The organism is Solwaraspora sp. WMMD791, from assembly GCF_029581195.1.
In the GTDB taxonomy this organism is placed as follows: Bacteria; Actinomycetota; Actinomycetes; order Mycobacteriales; family Micromonosporaceae; genus Micromonospora_E.
In genome coordinates, this window is record NZ_CP120737.1 from 1,541,722 (window position 1) to 1,557,651 (window position 15,930).

The 15,930-nt window shown below is 72.2% G+C and carries 12 protein-coding genes; 4 read left to right on the top strand and 8 right to left on the bottom strand.

Annotated features, from left to right (window positions below):
• Nucleotides 1-69: 69 nt before the first annotated feature.
• The 3 genes from O7623_RS06625 to dapF all read right to left on the bottom strand — a co-directional run bounded on the left by O7623_RS06625 (nucleotide 70) and on the right by dapF (nucleotide 3,948).
• Complete coding sequence (locus O7623_RS06625; RefSeq protein ID WP_282227704.1) at nucleotides 70-450, bottom strand: cellulose binding domain-containing protein; 381 nt, start codon at nucleotides 448-450, stop codon at nucleotides 70-72.
• Nucleotides 451-724: 274 nt separating this feature from the next.
• On the bottom strand, nucleotides 725-2,596 hold the full coding sequence (locus O7623_RS06630) for a S8 family serine peptidase (protein WP_282227705.1): 1,872 nt from the start codon (nucleotides 2,594-2,596) through the stop codon (nucleotides 725-727).
• A gap of 308 nt (nucleotides 2,597-2,904) precedes the next feature.
• Nucleotides 2,905-3,948, bottom strand: coding sequence for a diaminopimelate epimerase (dapF, locus tag O7623_RS06635; protein ID WP_282227706.1), 1,044 nt, complete (start codon nucleotides 3,946-3,948; stop codon nucleotides 2,905-2,907).
• Nucleotides 3,949-4,085: 137 nt separating this feature from the next.
• Here dapF and O7623_RS06640 point away from each other — a divergent pair, with 137 nt between their 5' ends.
• Nucleotides 4,086-5,084, top strand: a complete 999-nt coding sequence (locus O7623_RS06640) for a superoxide dismutase (protein ID WP_282227707.1) — start codon at nucleotides 4,086-4,088, stop codon at nucleotides 5,082-5,084.
• Between the two features lie 41 nt (nucleotides 5,085-5,125).
• Here the strand turns inward: O7623_RS06640 and O7623_RS06645 are convergent, their stop codons facing one another.
• The gene (locus O7623_RS06645; protein ID WP_282227708.1) at nucleotides 5,126-6,244 is read right to left on the bottom strand and encodes an SGNH/GDSL hydrolase family protein; all 1,119 of its coding nucleotides are present in this window, start codon (nucleotides 6,242-6,244) and stop codon (nucleotides 5,126-5,128) included.
• Between the two features lie 125 nt (nucleotides 6,245-6,369).
• Between O7623_RS06645 and O7623_RS06650 the strand changes: the two genes are divergently transcribed.
• From O7623_RS06650 to O7623_RS06660, 3 genes are read left to right on the top strand one after another with little or no spacing between them, the layout of a single operon-like run.
• Nucleotides 6,370-7,704, top strand: a complete 1,335-nt coding sequence (locus O7623_RS06650; protein ID WP_282227709.1) for an SWIM zinc finger family protein — start codon at nucleotides 6,370-6,372, stop codon at nucleotides 7,702-7,704.
• Nucleotides 7,701-10,286, top strand: a complete 2,586-nt coding sequence (locus O7623_RS06655; RefSeq protein WP_282227710.1) for a DUF6493 family protein — start codon at nucleotides 7,701-7,703, stop codon at nucleotides 10,284-10,286. The genes O7623_RS06650 and O7623_RS06655 overlap by 4 nt, the downstream gene beginning before the upstream one ends.
• Complete coding sequence (locus tag O7623_RS06660; RefSeq protein ID WP_282227711.1) at nucleotides 10,283-11,269, top strand: hypothetical protein; 987 nt, start codon at nucleotides 10,283-10,285, stop codon at nucleotides 11,267-11,269. The genes O7623_RS06655 and O7623_RS06660 overlap by 4 nt, the downstream gene beginning before the upstream one ends.
• Here O7623_RS06660 and O7623_RS06665 read toward each other — a convergent pair.
• The 4 genes from O7623_RS06665 to O7623_RS06680 all read right to left on the bottom strand — a co-directional run bounded on the left by O7623_RS06665 (nucleotide 11,245) and on the right by O7623_RS06680 (nucleotide 15,897).
• Nucleotides 11,245-11,922 (bottom strand): TcmI family type II polyketide cyclase, encoded by a 678-nt coding sequence (locus tag O7623_RS06665; protein ID WP_282227712.1) that lies wholly within the window; start codon nucleotides 11,920-11,922, stop codon nucleotides 11,245-11,247. The genes O7623_RS06660 and O7623_RS06665 overlap by 25 nt on opposite strands.
• Nucleotides 11,923-12,020: 98 nt before the next feature.
• On the bottom strand, nucleotides 12,021-13,262 hold the full coding sequence (locus O7623_RS06670) for a cytochrome P450 (protein ID WP_282227713.1): 1,242 nt from the start codon (nucleotides 13,260-13,262) through the stop codon (nucleotides 12,021-12,023).
• Nucleotides 13,259-13,621, bottom strand: coding sequence for an antibiotic biosynthesis monooxygenase family protein (locus O7623_RS06675; protein WP_282227714.1), 363 nt, complete (start codon nucleotides 13,619-13,621; stop codon nucleotides 13,259-13,261). The genes O7623_RS06670 and O7623_RS06675 overlap by 4 nt, the downstream gene beginning before the upstream one ends.
• Nucleotides 13,618-15,897, bottom strand: a complete 2,280-nt coding sequence (locus tag O7623_RS06680) for an FAD-dependent monooxygenase (RefSeq protein WP_282227715.1) — start codon at nucleotides 15,895-15,897, stop codon at nucleotides 13,618-13,620. Before O7623_RS06680 ends, O7623_RS06675 begins: the two co-directional genes overlap by 4 nt.
• Between the last annotated feature and the right edge of the window lie 33 nt (nucleotides 15,898-15,930).

The window sequence follows — 15,930 nt, forward strand, 5'->3', positions numbered from 1 at the left end:
GACGGCGGGTGCGCCCGGGCAGGGAACGGCCCCGGGCACGTCCCGCCGTCACCGGCACGGTCGCGGAGGTCAGAGCGGCCACAGGATCGTCGGGAGGCCGGTGCCGGTCACCACGAACCCGATGGTGACCGACTGGCCCGGTGCGAGTGAGCCGTTCCAGCTCGTATTGATCATTGTGTAGTGCGGCGTGGTCGTCGCGACCTGGGTGCTCCACGCACTGGACACCGACGATCCGGCCGGCAGCGTGAACGCCACCTCCCAGCCGGTGATCGGCACGGTGAAGTTGTTCGTGACGACCACCTCGCCCACGTACCCGGTGGACCAGGCACTGGTCTGGGTGAAGGTCGCCGTCGTCGCCTGCGCCGGTGAGGTGAGGGCCAGGGTCGCCGCCACACCCACCGCCAGAGCCACGAGCACGCCGATGAACTTCCGCACGGGGATCACCACCATCCATTCGATTGTCCGAGGTGACCCACCATACGACATTCAATCGCCATCCATGGATGTCATTTTGTTCGCCATAGTCGAATGTTCAAATGCCGTGGCGAATCAGCCCGGCAAGCATTCGGCATATCAGCCAAAGTACGCCGACTGATCACCCATACCCGACATGCGGTGGCAGTGAGGGTGCGCGAATCGCAGAACAAGCGGTTATGCGTCCGGCCGCGCGAAACGCCCGGAGCCCGGCGGTGTGCCGGAGCTCCGGGCGGTGTTCGGCGCCCGACTACAGGTTCAGCGTCCAGCTGTCCAGGTAGCCGGTGTCCAGGCTGGCCGAGTCCTGCACCCGCAGCTTCCAGGTGCCGTCGGCGACCTCGCTGGACAGGTCCCGGGTGTAGGTCTGGAAGATGTTGTCGGTGCTGCTGCCGGTCCGGCTGTGCAGCACGTAGGCGCTGCCGTCCGGAGCGATCAGCGAGACCGTCAGGTCACCGATCCAGGTGTGGTAGATGTTGACCTCGATGGTGCTGGCGGCCCGGGCGTTGCCGGCGCAGCCGTTGATGACGATCGCGCTCTCGGTCGTGCTGTTGTCGCTGATCGGGAAGTCGGTGGAGTTGGTCTGCGAGCAGCCGGGCGGACCGTTGACGGTGAGCGTGAACGGTGCCGACTGCGACGTCTCCGGACCGGTGCCGACGATGGTCAGCCGGTAGGTGCCGGGTTCCGTCGACGCGGCGGTGTCCAGGGTCAGGGTCGTCGCGCCGCCGGAGGTGACCGACGCCGGGCTGAACTCGGCGGTGACGCCGGCCGGAGCTCCGGTCACGCTGAAGGTGACGGTGTGCGGGTCACCGACGGCGGTGGTGGTGCTGACGGTAGCGCTCGCCGGGTCACCCGGGTCGACCGTCGCGCCGGCCGGGGCCACCTCGACGGTGAAGTCCTGGGTGGGCGGGACGATGTTGCCCACGTACAGCAGCTTGTTCGGCGAGCCGGTGCCCGGGTTGGTGACGACGCCGTCGGTCGCGTCTGCGATCAGCAGGTTGCCGATCTGCGCCGGGGTGTAGCCGGGGTTGGCCGCCAGGGCCAGGGCGGCGGCACCGGCGACGTGCGGCGCGGCCATCGAGGTGCCGTTGATCGTGTTGGTGGCGGTGTCGCCGGTGTGCCAGGCCGAGGTGATGGCGCTACCCGGGGCGAAGATGTCGACGCAGGTGCCGTAGTTGGAGTAGCTGGCCCGTGCGTCGGTGCTGGTGGTGGCTCCGACGGTGATCGCGGCCGGGGTGCTGGCCGGCGAGTAGTTGCAGGCGTTGGCGTTGCTGTTGCCGGCGGCCAGAGAGTAGACGACGCCGTCGTCGATGGACCGCGCCACGGCGTCGTTGACCGCCTGGTCGAAGCCGCCGCCGAGGCTCATGTTGGCCACCGCCGGCTCACCCGGGCCGTGGTCGGCCGTCACCCAGTCGATACCGGCGATGACCCCCGCGTAGGTGCCGCTGCCGCTGTTGTTGAGCACCCGTACGCCGACCAGCGTGACGTCCTTGGCGACGCCGTACGCGGTGCCGCCGACGGTGCCGGCGACGTGCGTACCGTGGCCGTTGCCGTCGTCGGCGCTGCCGCCGTCGACCGCGTCGAAGCCGGTGACCGCCCGCCCGCCGAAGTCACTGTGCGAGAAGCGGATGCCGGTGTCGATGATGTACGCGGTCACACCTGACCCGGAGTTCGGGTAGGTGTAGCTGTTGTTCAGGGGCAGCGCGGACTGGTCGATCCGGTCGAGCCCCCAGGACGGGGTGGGGGTCTGGGTGGCCGCGAGGGAGACGGTCCGGTTCTGCTGGACGTACTTGACGGCCGAGCTGGCGGCGAGTCGCTTGGCTGCCTTCTCGCTCATCCGCGCTTCGAATCCGCGCAGCGCCTCGGTGTAGGTGCGTACCACCGCGGCGTCGTGACGGGCGGCGACGGCGCGGGCGGCAGCGGGCACCCCGGTGCGGGACACCCGCTCGTCCTTGAACACCACGATGTAGGAATCGGCGACGGTGGTGGACTCACCGGCGTACAGGACAGGGCCCTCGGCCGGCGCGGCGTTGGCCGGCGCGGCGAAGGCGACCGTGGCTGCGGCGACCGCGGTGGCGGTGAGGGCGAGGCGCCAGTGGCGCCGGGACGGCCGGGAGAAGGTCATCTCCCGCCTCCTTTCGATACCCGGCCGACCCGATTGTGACAGACCGACCGATGACCGTGAATCTGACTGACACAGATGCTAGGCCGAAATCAGATCGATGTAGAGATATGTGATTCGGTCTCATGTTCCCGTATCCTGACCCTTTTGGCCACGGCGCCGCCTCGGCACCCTCGGCAGCAATTAGATCGGCATGCATCGATCTAATAATACCTATTTGCTGGCCGAATTCTGGCGGCGGACCATCGGACGGCGGGCGGAATGGGATTCAGCCCGGATTCAGCCCGGATTCAGCTCCGGTTCGGCCCGGTTCAGCCGACCGACGGATACACCCCGGCGGCGTGCAGCACACCGTGGTTGTTCCGCCGCAACTGGGCGAATGCCTCGACTTCGTCGACGAACGTGTCGCGCTCAACACCGCCGACCACACCGGAAACGACCGCTGCGAGGTCGACGTCGGCGCGGTAGACGTACGACGCGTTGCCCTGCAGGGTGGCCTGCCAGGCGGATCCCGCACCGGTCAACCAGGCCGTCGCGACCCCACCCGGATTACGGACGGTGATCCGCTCCCCCGCGTCGGCGTACCCCAGTCGGGACCAGACCGCCCGCGAGGCGACCACCCCCGAGCCACACGACGGGGTCAGCCCGGCCCCCCGCTCGTACGTCTGCACGTAGATCTCGTCGCCGCCGAGCGCGAACACGAACGACAGGTTCGCCCCCCGTGGCACCACGTCCGTGGCCGCGACGATCCGCAGCCCGGTTGCGACCAGCTCGGCCTCGTCGAACTTCTCCACCACCGCGACCAGATGGTCGTTCGGTACGGCGAGCGCGGTCAGCCCCAGTGTCGGGTGCAACGCCGGTACCGGCGTGTCGAGGTGCGGCTGCGCCAGGGCCAGCACCGGCTCGGCCGGGTCGAAATCCACCTTCGGCATCTCGACGGCCGTCTGCCGGACCCCTTCCGGGGTGGATTCCGCCCGCAGCACCACGAAATCGCTGCCGCCGGCCCGCACCACCGCCCGATCGGTCTCCCGGGTGTCCAGCACCAGCCGACCGACACAGCGCATCCCGTTGCCGCACAGCTTCGCGAACGACCCGTCCGGGTTGAAGAACGCCGCCTGCGGCACCGCCGGCGCGAGGTCGACGAAGTAGACCCCGTCGCCGCCGCCGAGCGGACCGGACCGGTCGCACAACTGGCGTACCAGGTGCGGCACGTCCGCGTCGGCGGCGTAGTCACCCGGCCGGCCCTCGATGACGAGGATGTCGTTCTGCGAACCGTGCGCCTTGAGGATCGGCAGGTGTGACCTCATCCGTACCCGCTCCCCCGCCCGCGACCCGCCGCCGCTACCGTCCGACACCGGCGACCAGTGTACGGCGGCCGCACCGGCCGCCGTCCGGTATCCGACCCGGTGAACGTCACACCTGTTCGCGCCGTGCCTTCCGGTAGGGCGTCGACCGGTCCAGGCGGTCGGCCGGAGCACAGGAGGCATCACCGATGGTGAACCGCAGGCGTACCGCGATCGGCGCGACGGTGTCGGCGGCGGCCCTGGCCGGCGCGCTGGCGCTCGCCACCGGCCTGGCCACCGCCGGCCAGCATGGCAGCGACCCGGTCGGTGCCGCCGGTGGCAGCGTCGACCTGGTCGACACGGTACGGCTACCCGACGGGTTCGCCCCCGAAGGCATCGCGATCGACGCCGAGCGGCACACCGCGTACGTCGGATCCCTCGCCGACGGCGCGATCTTCCGTGCGGACCTGGCGACCGGCGTCGGTGAGCTGATCGGCGACGCACCCGGCACCGCGTCGGTAGGCCTGGCCCTCGACGCACGGGGCCGGCTCTTCGTCGCCGGCGGCGCGGCCGGCGACGCCCGGGTGATCGACGCCGACACCGGCGACCTGCTCGCCCGCTACGAGCTCGCGACCATGTCGGAGAGCTTCGTCAACGACGTCACCGTCACCGACGCCGGCGCCTTCTTCACCGACTCCACCAACCCGGTCGTCTACCACCTGCCGATCGACGCCGCCGGGGCGCTGCCCGACGCCGCGCAGGTACGCCGGATCCCGCTCACCGGCGACATCGTCTACGGCGACGGCATCAACGCCAACGGCGTCACGGTCAGCCCCAGCGGCGCCAACCTGATCATCGTGCAGTCCAACACCGGTCTGCTGTTCACCGTGGACCCGGCGACCGGGGTCACCGGCCGCACCGGCGTCGTCGACGTCAACGGCGACGGACTCCTGGTCGGCGGCGACGGGCTCCTGGTGGTCGACCAGACCCTGTTCGTCGTGCAGAACCGGGCGAACACCCTCGTCGAGCTGCAGATCAACGCCGCCGGCAGCCAGGGCGACATCGTCGGGCGGAGCACCGACGAACGGTTCGACGTGCCGACCACCGTCGCCGCCGCCGGCGATCTGCTCTACCTGCCGAACGCCCGGTTCGGCGTCGAGGTCACCCCGGAGACGACGTACGAGGTGGTGGCGGTGCCGCGACCCTGACGGCGACAGCGGTCGGGGCACCCGACCGCACGAAGGTCAGGTCACCAGCGCAACGGCAGCTCGTCGAGCACGGCGCTCAGGCGGTCGGCGAGCAGTTGATGGTCGGCGACCGACGGATGCCAGTGGCAGCCGAGGGAGTCCAGGCCGGCACTCTCGACGTACCACATCCGGACCCGGTCGTCGCCCCGGTCGTTGCGCTCGGCGACGACCTGGGTCACCGCGTCCCGGAAGGCGGTGGTGTTCCACATCTCGTTGGCGGTGACGACGATGTGGGTCCGGTCGCCGTACCGGGCGCGCAACTGGTCGAGGAAGCCGTGGTAGGCCTCGCGGTAGGCGGCACCGAGCGTCTCCGGCGTCCACGACTCGCCGGGGGCGATGTCGGTGGAGAAGTCGTTGAGCCCGAGGCCCACCACGACGACCTGCGGTCGCCAGCTGCGCGGCTGCGGCCAGACGTCGCCGTCGACGGCGAGCAGCGCCCGGTCGTAGTACGTGCGGTAGGTGGTTCCCGGTGAGTGGCCACCGTAGTTGCGCACCATGCCGAGCCCCGAGTACCCGTTGATCTGGTAGTCGGCGCCGTATCGGCGGGCCGTGATCGCGCCGAAGCTGCGGTCGGCGTTGGTGGTCCGGTGCACCTCGTCGCCGGTGCAGTCCCGGCTCGTCGACTCGTTGCCGTACCCGGCGGTGTGCGAGTCGCCGATGAACTCGATCTGCCGGTGCCGTGGCGCCGGTGCGGGCAGGACGGCACCACCGGGTACCGGCACGAAACCGCCGAACGTGCTGGTCGCCCACTGGCTCTCGCTGCGCTTGACCACCCGTACGGTGTGCCGGCCGGGCCGTAGCCCGTCGACCCGGTGGGTGATCGCGCCCGGCGTCACCAGGGTGGCGACGGTCCGGCCGTCGATCTGGACGTCGTAGTCGGCGTGCGGGTCGTCCAGGACGATCCCGATCCCGCTGCCCCGGAACCGGCCCTCGAAGTAGACGCCGGGCCAGCTGTACCGTGCGGTGGCACCGTCGACGACGACCCGACCGGCGGTGTGCACCCGGTCAAGACCACCATGCCGGTGGTCGGGGCCGCCGGGACCGGCGACGGCCGCGGTCGGCACGGCCGTCCCGAGCAGTACGGCCGCCACCACCACGGCCACCGGAACCCTTCGCGCCACTGGCTCCCCCTACCGGATCCCAATGATCGACCACTGTCGACTGAACTCTGGCACGGTATCACGAACATCGATATAAATCGCTGGTGGGCGGCGGATGTCGGTGGGCGTGGGTAACGTGCGCCGGCGTGAGCACCACGGCGACGTACCAGTATCTTCGCCCCTCCGCCCTGGCCGACCGGGCCCTGACCCTGCAGACCAGCGGCGGGCCGGCCGCCAACCCCCGGTTCTTCACCGGGTTCCTCACCGCGCCGACGGCTGCCGCCGCCGGGCTGCTGGCGGTCGCCGAGGTGGCCCGCACCCGCTACCACCGGCCGGTCGACCCGGCCAGCCTCGACCCGGTGGTCACCGGCAGCCGGGACCGGCTGCGGTTCGAGTCCTTCTCCGGCTGCTGCGGCGTGTACGCCCGACTCGATGTGACCCTGGACGGGCTGGACGGTGACATCGTCGCGCACGGCACCACCAACTTCGACGTCAACCCGCCGTTGCGCGAGGCCCTGGCCCGGGTCGGCGGGCTGGACCCGCTGCACCTGTCGGTCGGCCCGGACGATGTGACGGTGTCGACCATGGACGGGCGGGTCGTCGAGCGCACGGTACCGCTGCCGCGCCGCTGGCTGCGCGGCTTCGCCGAGGTGCAGGTGGTCGCGGCGGCGATGGATCTGCGGGCGGAGATCCCGGTTGCCGAGGCGGCGACGTTCCTGCGGCGGCTGCCCGGCACCGGCGACCGGTCGGTGCTGTGGGCGGTGCCGGCCGGCCGGTCGCTGCGGCTGACCTCCCGCGCCGCGCCAGGTGCCGTGTGCCTGGCCGGCGCCGGTCGGCTGGTCACGCTGCGCGGCCTGCTGCGGCACGCCGTCGCGTTGCGGGTGTACGGACCGGCGGTAGCAGCCGGTGCCGCACCGGTGGCCAGCGTCTGGGAGGTGGACCTGGGCGGGATGAGCCTGTCGCTGACCCTGTCACCGGACCCGGCACGGGGCTTCTCCGGTGAGGGCGGCGTGCTGCGTGATCTCGCCAGTGACAAGGTCGCCGACGACAGCGAGCTGGTCGGGGCGCTGCTCGACTGGGATCCGACGGTCGACGTCGACGCGCTGGCCGGCGCGGCCGGCATCACCGCTCAACGGGTACGCGCGGCGCTGGCGCTGCTGGGCACCGCCGGACGGGTCGGCTACGACGTCGCCCGGGCCGGCTACTTCCACCGGGTGCTGCCCTACGACCCCGGCCGCGCCGAGCGGGACAATCCTCGGCTGGCCGGCGCCCGTGCGCTGGTCGAGACCGGCGCGGTGACCCCCGACGACGCCGGAGCCACGGTACGCCACCGCGACGAAGTGTACCGGGTACGGCGGCTGCCGGACGGCTCGCACACCTGCACCTGCGTCTGGTGGGCGCGGCACCGGGGCGGCCGGGGGCCGTGCAAACATGTCCTGGCGACCACGATGGTCACCGCACCGGTGGAGGCGACGGCGTGACCGACATTCTCGGCTTCCTCGACACCGGCGACGTCGATGCCGCCACGGCCACCGTCGACGGCCTCGACGAGACGCAGCGCCGCCGACTCGGCACCGACCTGGTGGCCCACGTTCGTCGCCGCCACGACGAGTGGTGGAGCAACTGGCAGGCCACCGCCCTGGCCGTCGGCGCGGTCGGCTGCCTGCCGAGCGCCGCCCAGGTCGCCGAGGTGTTGGGCCGACGCAACGTCTCGCTGCGGCAGGTGCCCGCGACCCCGGTGATCGAGGTGGCCCGCCGCCGGGGCGTCACCTGGCTGGCAGACCTGGCGTACCGGCTCTGCGCACGCGTCGACCGGTCCACGCCCGGTGACAGCTGGCGGTTCGTCGCCGACCTGCTGCACGCCGAGCAGGCACCGCCACCGGCCGGGGACCGGTTCGTCCTCGGTTGGACGGCGATCGTCGGTCGGCCCACCGAGGACGAACGGCGGGACGCGCTGGTCGATCGGCTGCGCCGGGATCCCTGGCTGGATTCGCTGACACCACGACTGTTCGAGGTGGACGGTTTCGGCGACCAGTGGTCCTGGGCCCGGCTCCAGCAGGACGATCAGGTCGGCACGGACGCGCCGCTGAAGTTGCCGGCGGCGTTGGCGCAGCTGGCCGCCGACGGCCGGCTCGACCGGTCGATGCTGATCGACGGCACGCTCGGCCGGCTGCTACGCGGCGAACGGCCGGCCGCGCTGCGGGTCTTCGTCGCGCTGCACGAGGCGCTGGCACCGACCGCGGACGAGGTCCGTGACCGGCTGCCGGCCTACCTGCGGTTGCTGGCCGACGGGCCGTCGACAGCGGCCGCGGCGGCCCAACGGAGCCTGCGGGCGGTGCCGGACATCGACCTGGACGCGCTGCTCGACACCGCACCCGCCGTCCTGGTCCGGCCCGAGAAGACCCTGGTACGGGCCCAGCTGACCTGGCTGGACCAGACGGCCCGCCGCGACAGGGCCCAGGCGGCGCGGATCGCCCGGGTGCTGGCGGTCGCCGCCGACCACCCGGAGATCGACATCGCCGAGCGGGCCAGCGCGCTCGCCACCCGGCACGGCCACCGGGTGAGCGCACCCGCCGAGGTGCGGCACGTCGGTGACACCCTGCCAGCGGTGGCGGCACCGGCGCCGCCGCCGCCGATCACCGCCCCGGACGAGTTGGCCGAGCAGGTCGCCGCGATGTTCGCCGCCGAGTGGACCGCGCCGCTGGAGCTGGAGCGGATCCTGGCCGGCGTGGTCCGGCTGGGCCGCGCCGACCGGGCAGCCGTCGCGGCCGCGCTGACTCCGGTGCTCAACCGGGCGCACGCGATGGTCTGGCCGTCGCTGCCCGAGACCAGGTTCGGCGGCCTCACCGTGGTGCTGCGGGTCCTCGCCGGGGCAAGCGACCCGATCGTCGCCGGCACCGACCAGACGGTCTCGGCGCGCGCCTGGTCGTCGCTGTCGGCGGCGTGGGGCCGGGAGCCGACCAGTGGGCAGCGGCCCGCCGACCCGCAGGGGGAGATCCTGCGCCGGCTGCTGCGAACCCGGGTGGCCGAGATCGGGCAGTTCGTCGCGGGGCACGGGACCACGGAGCGGGTCGCTGGACCGACCCTGGCCGCCCCGACCCTGGCCACCGGTGCGATCGAGCCGGAAGCGCTGTTCGAGCGGCTTGCCCGGCTCGACGGGCAGCCGCCGTGGCCAGCGGACCTGGCCCAGGCGTTGCTGCGGCTGCCGGCCAACGTCGACGAGCCGTTGGCGGCGAAGGCGGCGGCACTGGGCACTCCTGCCGGGCAGGAGTTGGCAGCCTGGCTGCGCGCCGGCGGCCTGCCCCGACCGCGCTACCAGGTGGTGACGGTGGCCCGGCGCGACCGGCACGGCGGCTACGACTACCGGCACGACCGGCTGCCGCAGCGGCGACGCCTCGTCGACGTGGCCGCGCCGCCGGGGGCCGGCGACCCGTACGGCCTGCTCGACGTGACGCCCCGCCCGGTCGACGTCAGGTTGCTGCTCGACGAACGGCTCTGGCCGGCGCAGCTACCCGGCTACCGGGGGCTGGTCGCCGCGTACACCCTGCCGTTGGTCGCCGGGTGCGCGGACCTCGACGAGCCGGGCGGTGCCGTGCTGCTGCCGATGCTCGCCGAACGCACCGGCGCCGCCGGTCCGGCGCTGGACCTCGCGGTGGCGTACGGGCTGGCCGCCCGGCACGAGGCCGACCGGGTGGCGACCGTCGACGCGCTGCTGATGCTGGCCGCCGACGGCGGGCTCGACCCGACGGCGGTCGGCACCCATCTGGGGTCGCTGACCGCCGACGGGATGATCACCCTGTCCCGGGTCGTCGGGCCGCTGCGGGACGCGACCGCCGCCGGGGCGCCGCTGACCGTCTGGCGGATCCTGGCCGCCGCGCTGCCGGCGTTGCTGACCTGCCGACCCGCGCCGCGCGGCCTGCCGGACCTGCTGGCGCTGGCCGCGCAGAACGCGGCGACCACCGGTGTACGTATCGAGGTGCCGGGGCTCGCCGACGTCGCCGGCCGGGGCGGGTCGAGCCGGCTGGTCACCGAGGCCCGCCGGCTGCGGGACGCATCGGCGTGACGCGGCTGCTCTTCGGCGGCGGTGTGTGGTGCTGCGCCGTCGTCGCGGGACTGATGCTGCCGCTGATCTGGCTGGACGCCGTCGGGCACGAGGGCTACCGCCCGGAGCGGGCGGAGCTGGCGACGGCGGCCAGGGTCGTCGCGGCCGGCCTCGGGCTGGGCATCGGGTACCTGGTCGGTGTCCGTTCGTCGCCAGGGCTGGGACGCGTCGCCGTCGTCCGCCGGTGGGCGATCACCGGCGGCACCGCCGCCGGTGCGGCCGTGGCGCACCTGGTGGCGGACGAGGCCACCTACCGGTACGTGATCCCCGTGGAGTCGACCAGCGTCGACGGGGCAGACCCGGTGGCGGCGATGGCGTGGGCCTGGCTGGTCGGTGCGCTGCTGGCGGTCGGTGCCGCCACGGTCGGGTTCGGGATCGGGCTGCTCCGCCGGGACGACACGCGGAGCCGGGGACGTCGGTGGTACGCGGTCGCGGCCGCCGTGGCGGTCGCCGGTCTGCTCGCCGTACCCGAGTTCGTCCGCGTCGGTGCGGAGCTGGCCACCGCACGGTTCCTGCCGGCGGGGTTCGTCACGGTGCCGGTCGGGCAGCCGGTGCCGGTCGTCCTGCCCGTCGGGCGCAGCGCCATCTTCGGCGACTACGGCCAGGAATGGTCCGCCGAGGACTGCCGGGTCACCGATGCCGACGGCACCCCGATCAGGGTGAGGGCGCCGTCGGTGCCGTTCACGGACAACAGCGACAGCATCGTGACGGTGGTGCTGGGCACCATCGAGGTGCCCAGCACCACGTCCGTCACCGTGCAGTGTCAGGGCCTACCGGGGCGGATGTACCAGGTCGGTGCGGCGCCGACCGTCGACGGACCACTCGGCCCGCTGCTGTACGTCCCGGCCTGGGTCCTGCCGGTGGGCGGCGCCCTGCCAGGGTCGGTGCTGGCCGTGGCGGTGGCCCTGGTCCGGCGGGGTCAGTCCTCGGCGCGCCAGCGGTAGTACTCGGTGGCCACCGCGTCGACCGGTCCGCGCCAGGTGTCCTGGTTGTACGGGCTGATGTACGGGCTGAGCTCCTGCATGATCTTGCCGAACTTGGGCTTGTCGTGGATTCGGGCGTCGTCAGCGGTGTGCGCGACCGAGCGTTCCAGCAGGTGCACGTAGACGTCGTCGATGGAGTAGAGCCACCGGGCCGTCACGCTCATCTCCACCGGCAGTGTGCCGGCGTCGGACTCGGTGAAGATCTGGGCCACGTTCTCCTCGGCGCCGGGCTTGATCCGCCCGACGATGACGGTCAGGTGCCGCTCGCCCGAGTCCGGTCGGGATCCGGCGTCGTCGGCCGGCGCCCACCGGTAGAACTCCTTGGCGACCGAGTGCGACGGGTTCTGCCAGTTGCGCGGGTACGGGGTGACGTACGGGCCGATCGCCTCGGCGATCTCCTTGAACGCCGGCAGCCCCCGGTTCTGCCCGGAGATCGCCGGGTCCTCGTTGCGCTCCACGATGTGGATGTAGAGGTCGTGGTGGGACAGCAGGATGCGTCCGATCACGCCGAAGTCCTGTGGCCGGGTGGCCTTGTCGTAGTGGCCGAACACCTTGGCGATCTTGTCCTCGCTGCCCGGCACCATGCGGCAGACGATCACGTTGCGGAAGACCATGACAAACTCCTCGCAGAACGGTGGGATCAGCCCGGGTCGGTACGCCCGGTGGTCGGGTGGTGGCTCAGCCGGGCCGGTTCGCCCGGTGGTCGTGGTGATCAGCCGGCGGCGGTGAACCGCACCGGCAGCTCCAGCAGGCCACGGAACGGTGAGGCCGCCGGCAGCCGGGGCACCCGGTCGACCGGTACGCCCAGCCGCAGGTCCGGCAGTCGGCGCAGCAGGGTGCCGATGCCGATCCTCGCCTCGATGCGGGCCAGCGAGACCCCGAGGCAGTAGTGCACCCCGTGCCCGAAGCCCAGATGCGGACCGCGTTCGCTGGTCACGTCGAGCCGCTGCGGGTCGGTGAAGTGGTCCGGGTCGTGGTTGGCCGAGTTGAGCACGACGCCGACCGCCGCACCGCGTGGGATGCGTACGCCGTCGTACTCGATGTCCTCGGTGGCCACCCGGGGGCTGGCGATCGGCAACGGCCCGTCGAAACGCAGCAGTTCCTCGACCGCGCCCGGCAGCAGGTCCGGCCGCTGCCGCAGCAGGTCGAGCTGGTCGGGATGGGTCAGCAGCGCCAGCATGGCGTTGCCGATGAAGTCGGCGGTGGTCTGGTGGCCGGCGAACAGCAGCAGGAACGCGGTGGAGACCAGCTCCCGCTCGGAGAGTTTCCCGCCCTGGTCGCAGGCGTCGATGAGGGCGCTGACCATGTCGTCGGCCGGCGCCACCCGCTTGGCCCGGACCAGCCCGGTCAGGTAGTCGTGCAGCAGCAGCTGTACCTGCTGCACGGCGGCCCGTTCCTGCTCCGGCGGCCGGCTGGCCGACCCGGAGGTACGGATCACCTGGGTCCAGCCGAGCACCTGTTCGTGGTCGGCCTTGGGCACACCGAGCAGTTCACAGATCACCACCATCGGCAGCGGTACGGCGAAGTCGTGCATCAGGTCCGCCTCGCCCCTGGGCACGAACTTGTCGATGAGGTCGTCGACGACCTGGGTCACCCGGGGCCGCAGCGCCTCGATGCGCCGGGGCGCGAACGCCTGGGACACCAGTCGCCGGAGCCGGCTGTGCTCCGGCGGGTCGGAGTTGAGCATGTTCTTGTTCAGCCCGTCCGAGTTCGGCCCAAAGAACCGCAGGTAGTGGCCTTCCGGGCCGTACAGGTCCTTGGACAGCCGGTGGTCGGTCAGCGCGGCGCGGGCGTCGTCGTAGCGGGTGATCAGGTAGGAGTCGAACCGGGGTGAGGAGACCAGCTGGACCGGATTCTGTTCGCGCATCCGGGCATAGGTGGGGTACGGGTCGGCGGCGTATTCGTCGGTGAAGAACTCCCCGGCCGGCACCGGTTGTTGCGCATCTGTGGTCATCGCGTCTCCTCGGGCTCGCTCGGCACGCTGTGCAGCACCTGACTCGGCACGCTGTGCAGGACCTGATAGGTGTGTCGCTGCGCGGACTCCCGCAGGTCCCGGATGACCCGCAGCAGCCGGTCCCGCTGTGCGCTGCGGCCGAATGCGTCCAACCGGCCCCGGTCGGCCCAGTCGGTGACGATCAGGTAGCTGCGTGGGTCGTCGGCGTCGCGGAGCAGGTCCTGACGCAGGCAGCCGGCGAGGGTCCGGATCTGCTCGGCGATCGCCCGCCATTCGTCCTCGAACCGCTGCTCACAGCCGGGTCGGGTACGCATCGCCAGGATCGCGCGGACAGCGCCGTTCTGCGGTGGCGTGGTCACCGTGGACCGCCGCCGAACACCAGGTGCAGGTGGTGTCGCAGCGCTTCGGCGTCGATCGGCTGGCTGCGGAAGCCGACGTGCCCGTCCGGTCGGATCAGGTACGCGGCGGCACCGGTGATGCCGTACCGGGTCCGCACCGCCCCGTCGGTGTCGCGGACCACCGGCGGGTGCAGCAGTGACGGCGTCGCCGCGTCCGGGCCGACGAGCAGGTACACCTCGACCTCGCCGTACGCCTGGTCCCGCACGTCGGTGCCGATCTTGTCCACCAGGGCGAGCGTGGTCTCGTCGGTGCTGTCGGCGTAGAGCAGCAGCGTGTGCCGGGTGCCCCGGGTCAGGTCCCGCAGCCGCAGCGGATGCCCGACCCCGGGGCGGTGCAGCCCGTACACGTCGGGGGCGCGGTCGCCGGCCGCCGGCCCGGCGCGCAGCGCGTCCGGGTCGGCCACCGCCTCGCCGACCAGCGGACTGTCCGCGTAGCTGACCAGCATCGACATCTCCTGCAGGAACTGGCCGGTGAGGTCCTCACGCTCCAGTTCGTCGGTGAACGCCAGCCGCACCGCGCGGCCGACGACCTGTTCACCCTGCGGTCGGCGTTCGATCTGGTAGCTGTCGAGCAGGCCGGGCGCGGCCAGGCCACGCACCGCCAGCGCCAGTTTCCAGGCCAGGTTCCAGGCGTCCTGGATACCGGTGTTCATGCCCTGGCCGCCGGCGGGTGGGTGCAGGTGCGCGGCGTCGCCGGCGACGAAGACTCGCCCGACGCGGTAGCGGTCGACGATGCCGTGACTGATCCGGAAGATCGACGACCAGCGCAGGTTCGACGCCGTCGTGCCGGGTGGGGCGAGCTGGTCCAGGACTGTCTGGACGTCGGCGAGGGTGGGTTCGTCGAGTTCGGCGCTGAACCCGGGCGGGGCGTTCTCGCCCCGGGTGGCGGCGAAGTAGCGCGGCGGCGCCATCGTCGCGATCCGGTAGCGGGACTCACCCCGCAGCGGTACGCAGACCAGCATGTTGTCCAGCTGGCCGTCGGTCTCGTGGATGAACCGCAGCAGGTGGCCGGGCGGCATGTCCCAGTCGAGGTCGACGTCGCCGAGCATGAACAGTTGCGGGAACCGGCCCAGCCCGCCGGTGAAGGTCAGCCCGAGCAGTTGCCGGACGGTGCTGTGCGCGCCGTCGGCGCCGACGAGGTACCGGGCCCGGATGGTCCCGGTGGTGCCGTCGGCGTACGCGACGGTGGCGGTGACAACGTCGTCGTCGCTGGTGAAGCCGGTGAGCGCGGTGCCGCGCCGGGGCCGCACGCCGAGGGTGGCGAGCCGGTCGGTGAGGATCCGTTCGGTCTCGTACTGGGGCAGGCCCAGATGTGCGTACGGCAGGTCCGGCAGCTCCCAGCTGCCCCGGTACACCTGGTGGCCGTTGACGAAGACGGCCTGGCCGGTCAGCCAGCTGCCGGCGTTCATCGCCTCCCGGACGACGCCCTGGTCCTCCCAGATCTCCATGGTGCGGCAGTGCACGCCGATCGCCTTGTCCGCCTGGCTGGGCGGGCTGGTGAGCGTGTCGATCACCTGGCAGTCGACGCCTCGGCGGGCGAGTTCGATCGCGGCGGTGAGCCCGGTCGGGCCGGCGCCGACGATCAGCACGTCGGTGGTGTCGGCGGGTGCCGCTGGCGAGTCGGTCGGCACCGCTGGCGGGTCGGTCGGCGGGTCGGCGGGGTGGAAGATCCGGGGGCGGATCCCGACGAGGAACTCGGCGATCGGGCCGGCTTCGGCCCGCTCGTGGTCGGGGTCGGAGATCCACCGGCGGAACTGCTCCTGGCTGCGCCACTCGGCGAAGATGTGGTGCACCGGGCTGCCGGGTTCGCGCAGCAGCTCCTCACGCAGGTAGCCGTCCACCCCGGACAGCCGGGTGACGACCTCGGCGTGCCCACGGTGGAACTCGTCGACCCGGTCGGCCGGAACGGTGATCGCCACGTCGACGTAGATCCGGGAGTCGGCACCGGCCCGGCCACGCATCACCCGGTAGCTGCCGGCGTCCGGTGGTTCGCAGGCGGCCGCTACGGCGTCGGCCCACTGCCGGGCGAGGGGGCCGTCGAGGTGGTCGCGCAGCGCGTCGTCGTCGGCCCATTCGGTGACCGCGACGAAGGTACGCGGATCGGTGGCGTCGACGAGCAGTTGGCGCAGCCGGTTGCCGGGCGAGGCACCGATGCCGTCGGCGACGGCCTGCCACGCTGACTCCACAACCGTCTCGAATCCGCTGCGGGCGCGGACCCGGAGCATCGTCCTGATCATGTGGTCCCCCTGAACGGCGTGCGGTGGACCTGA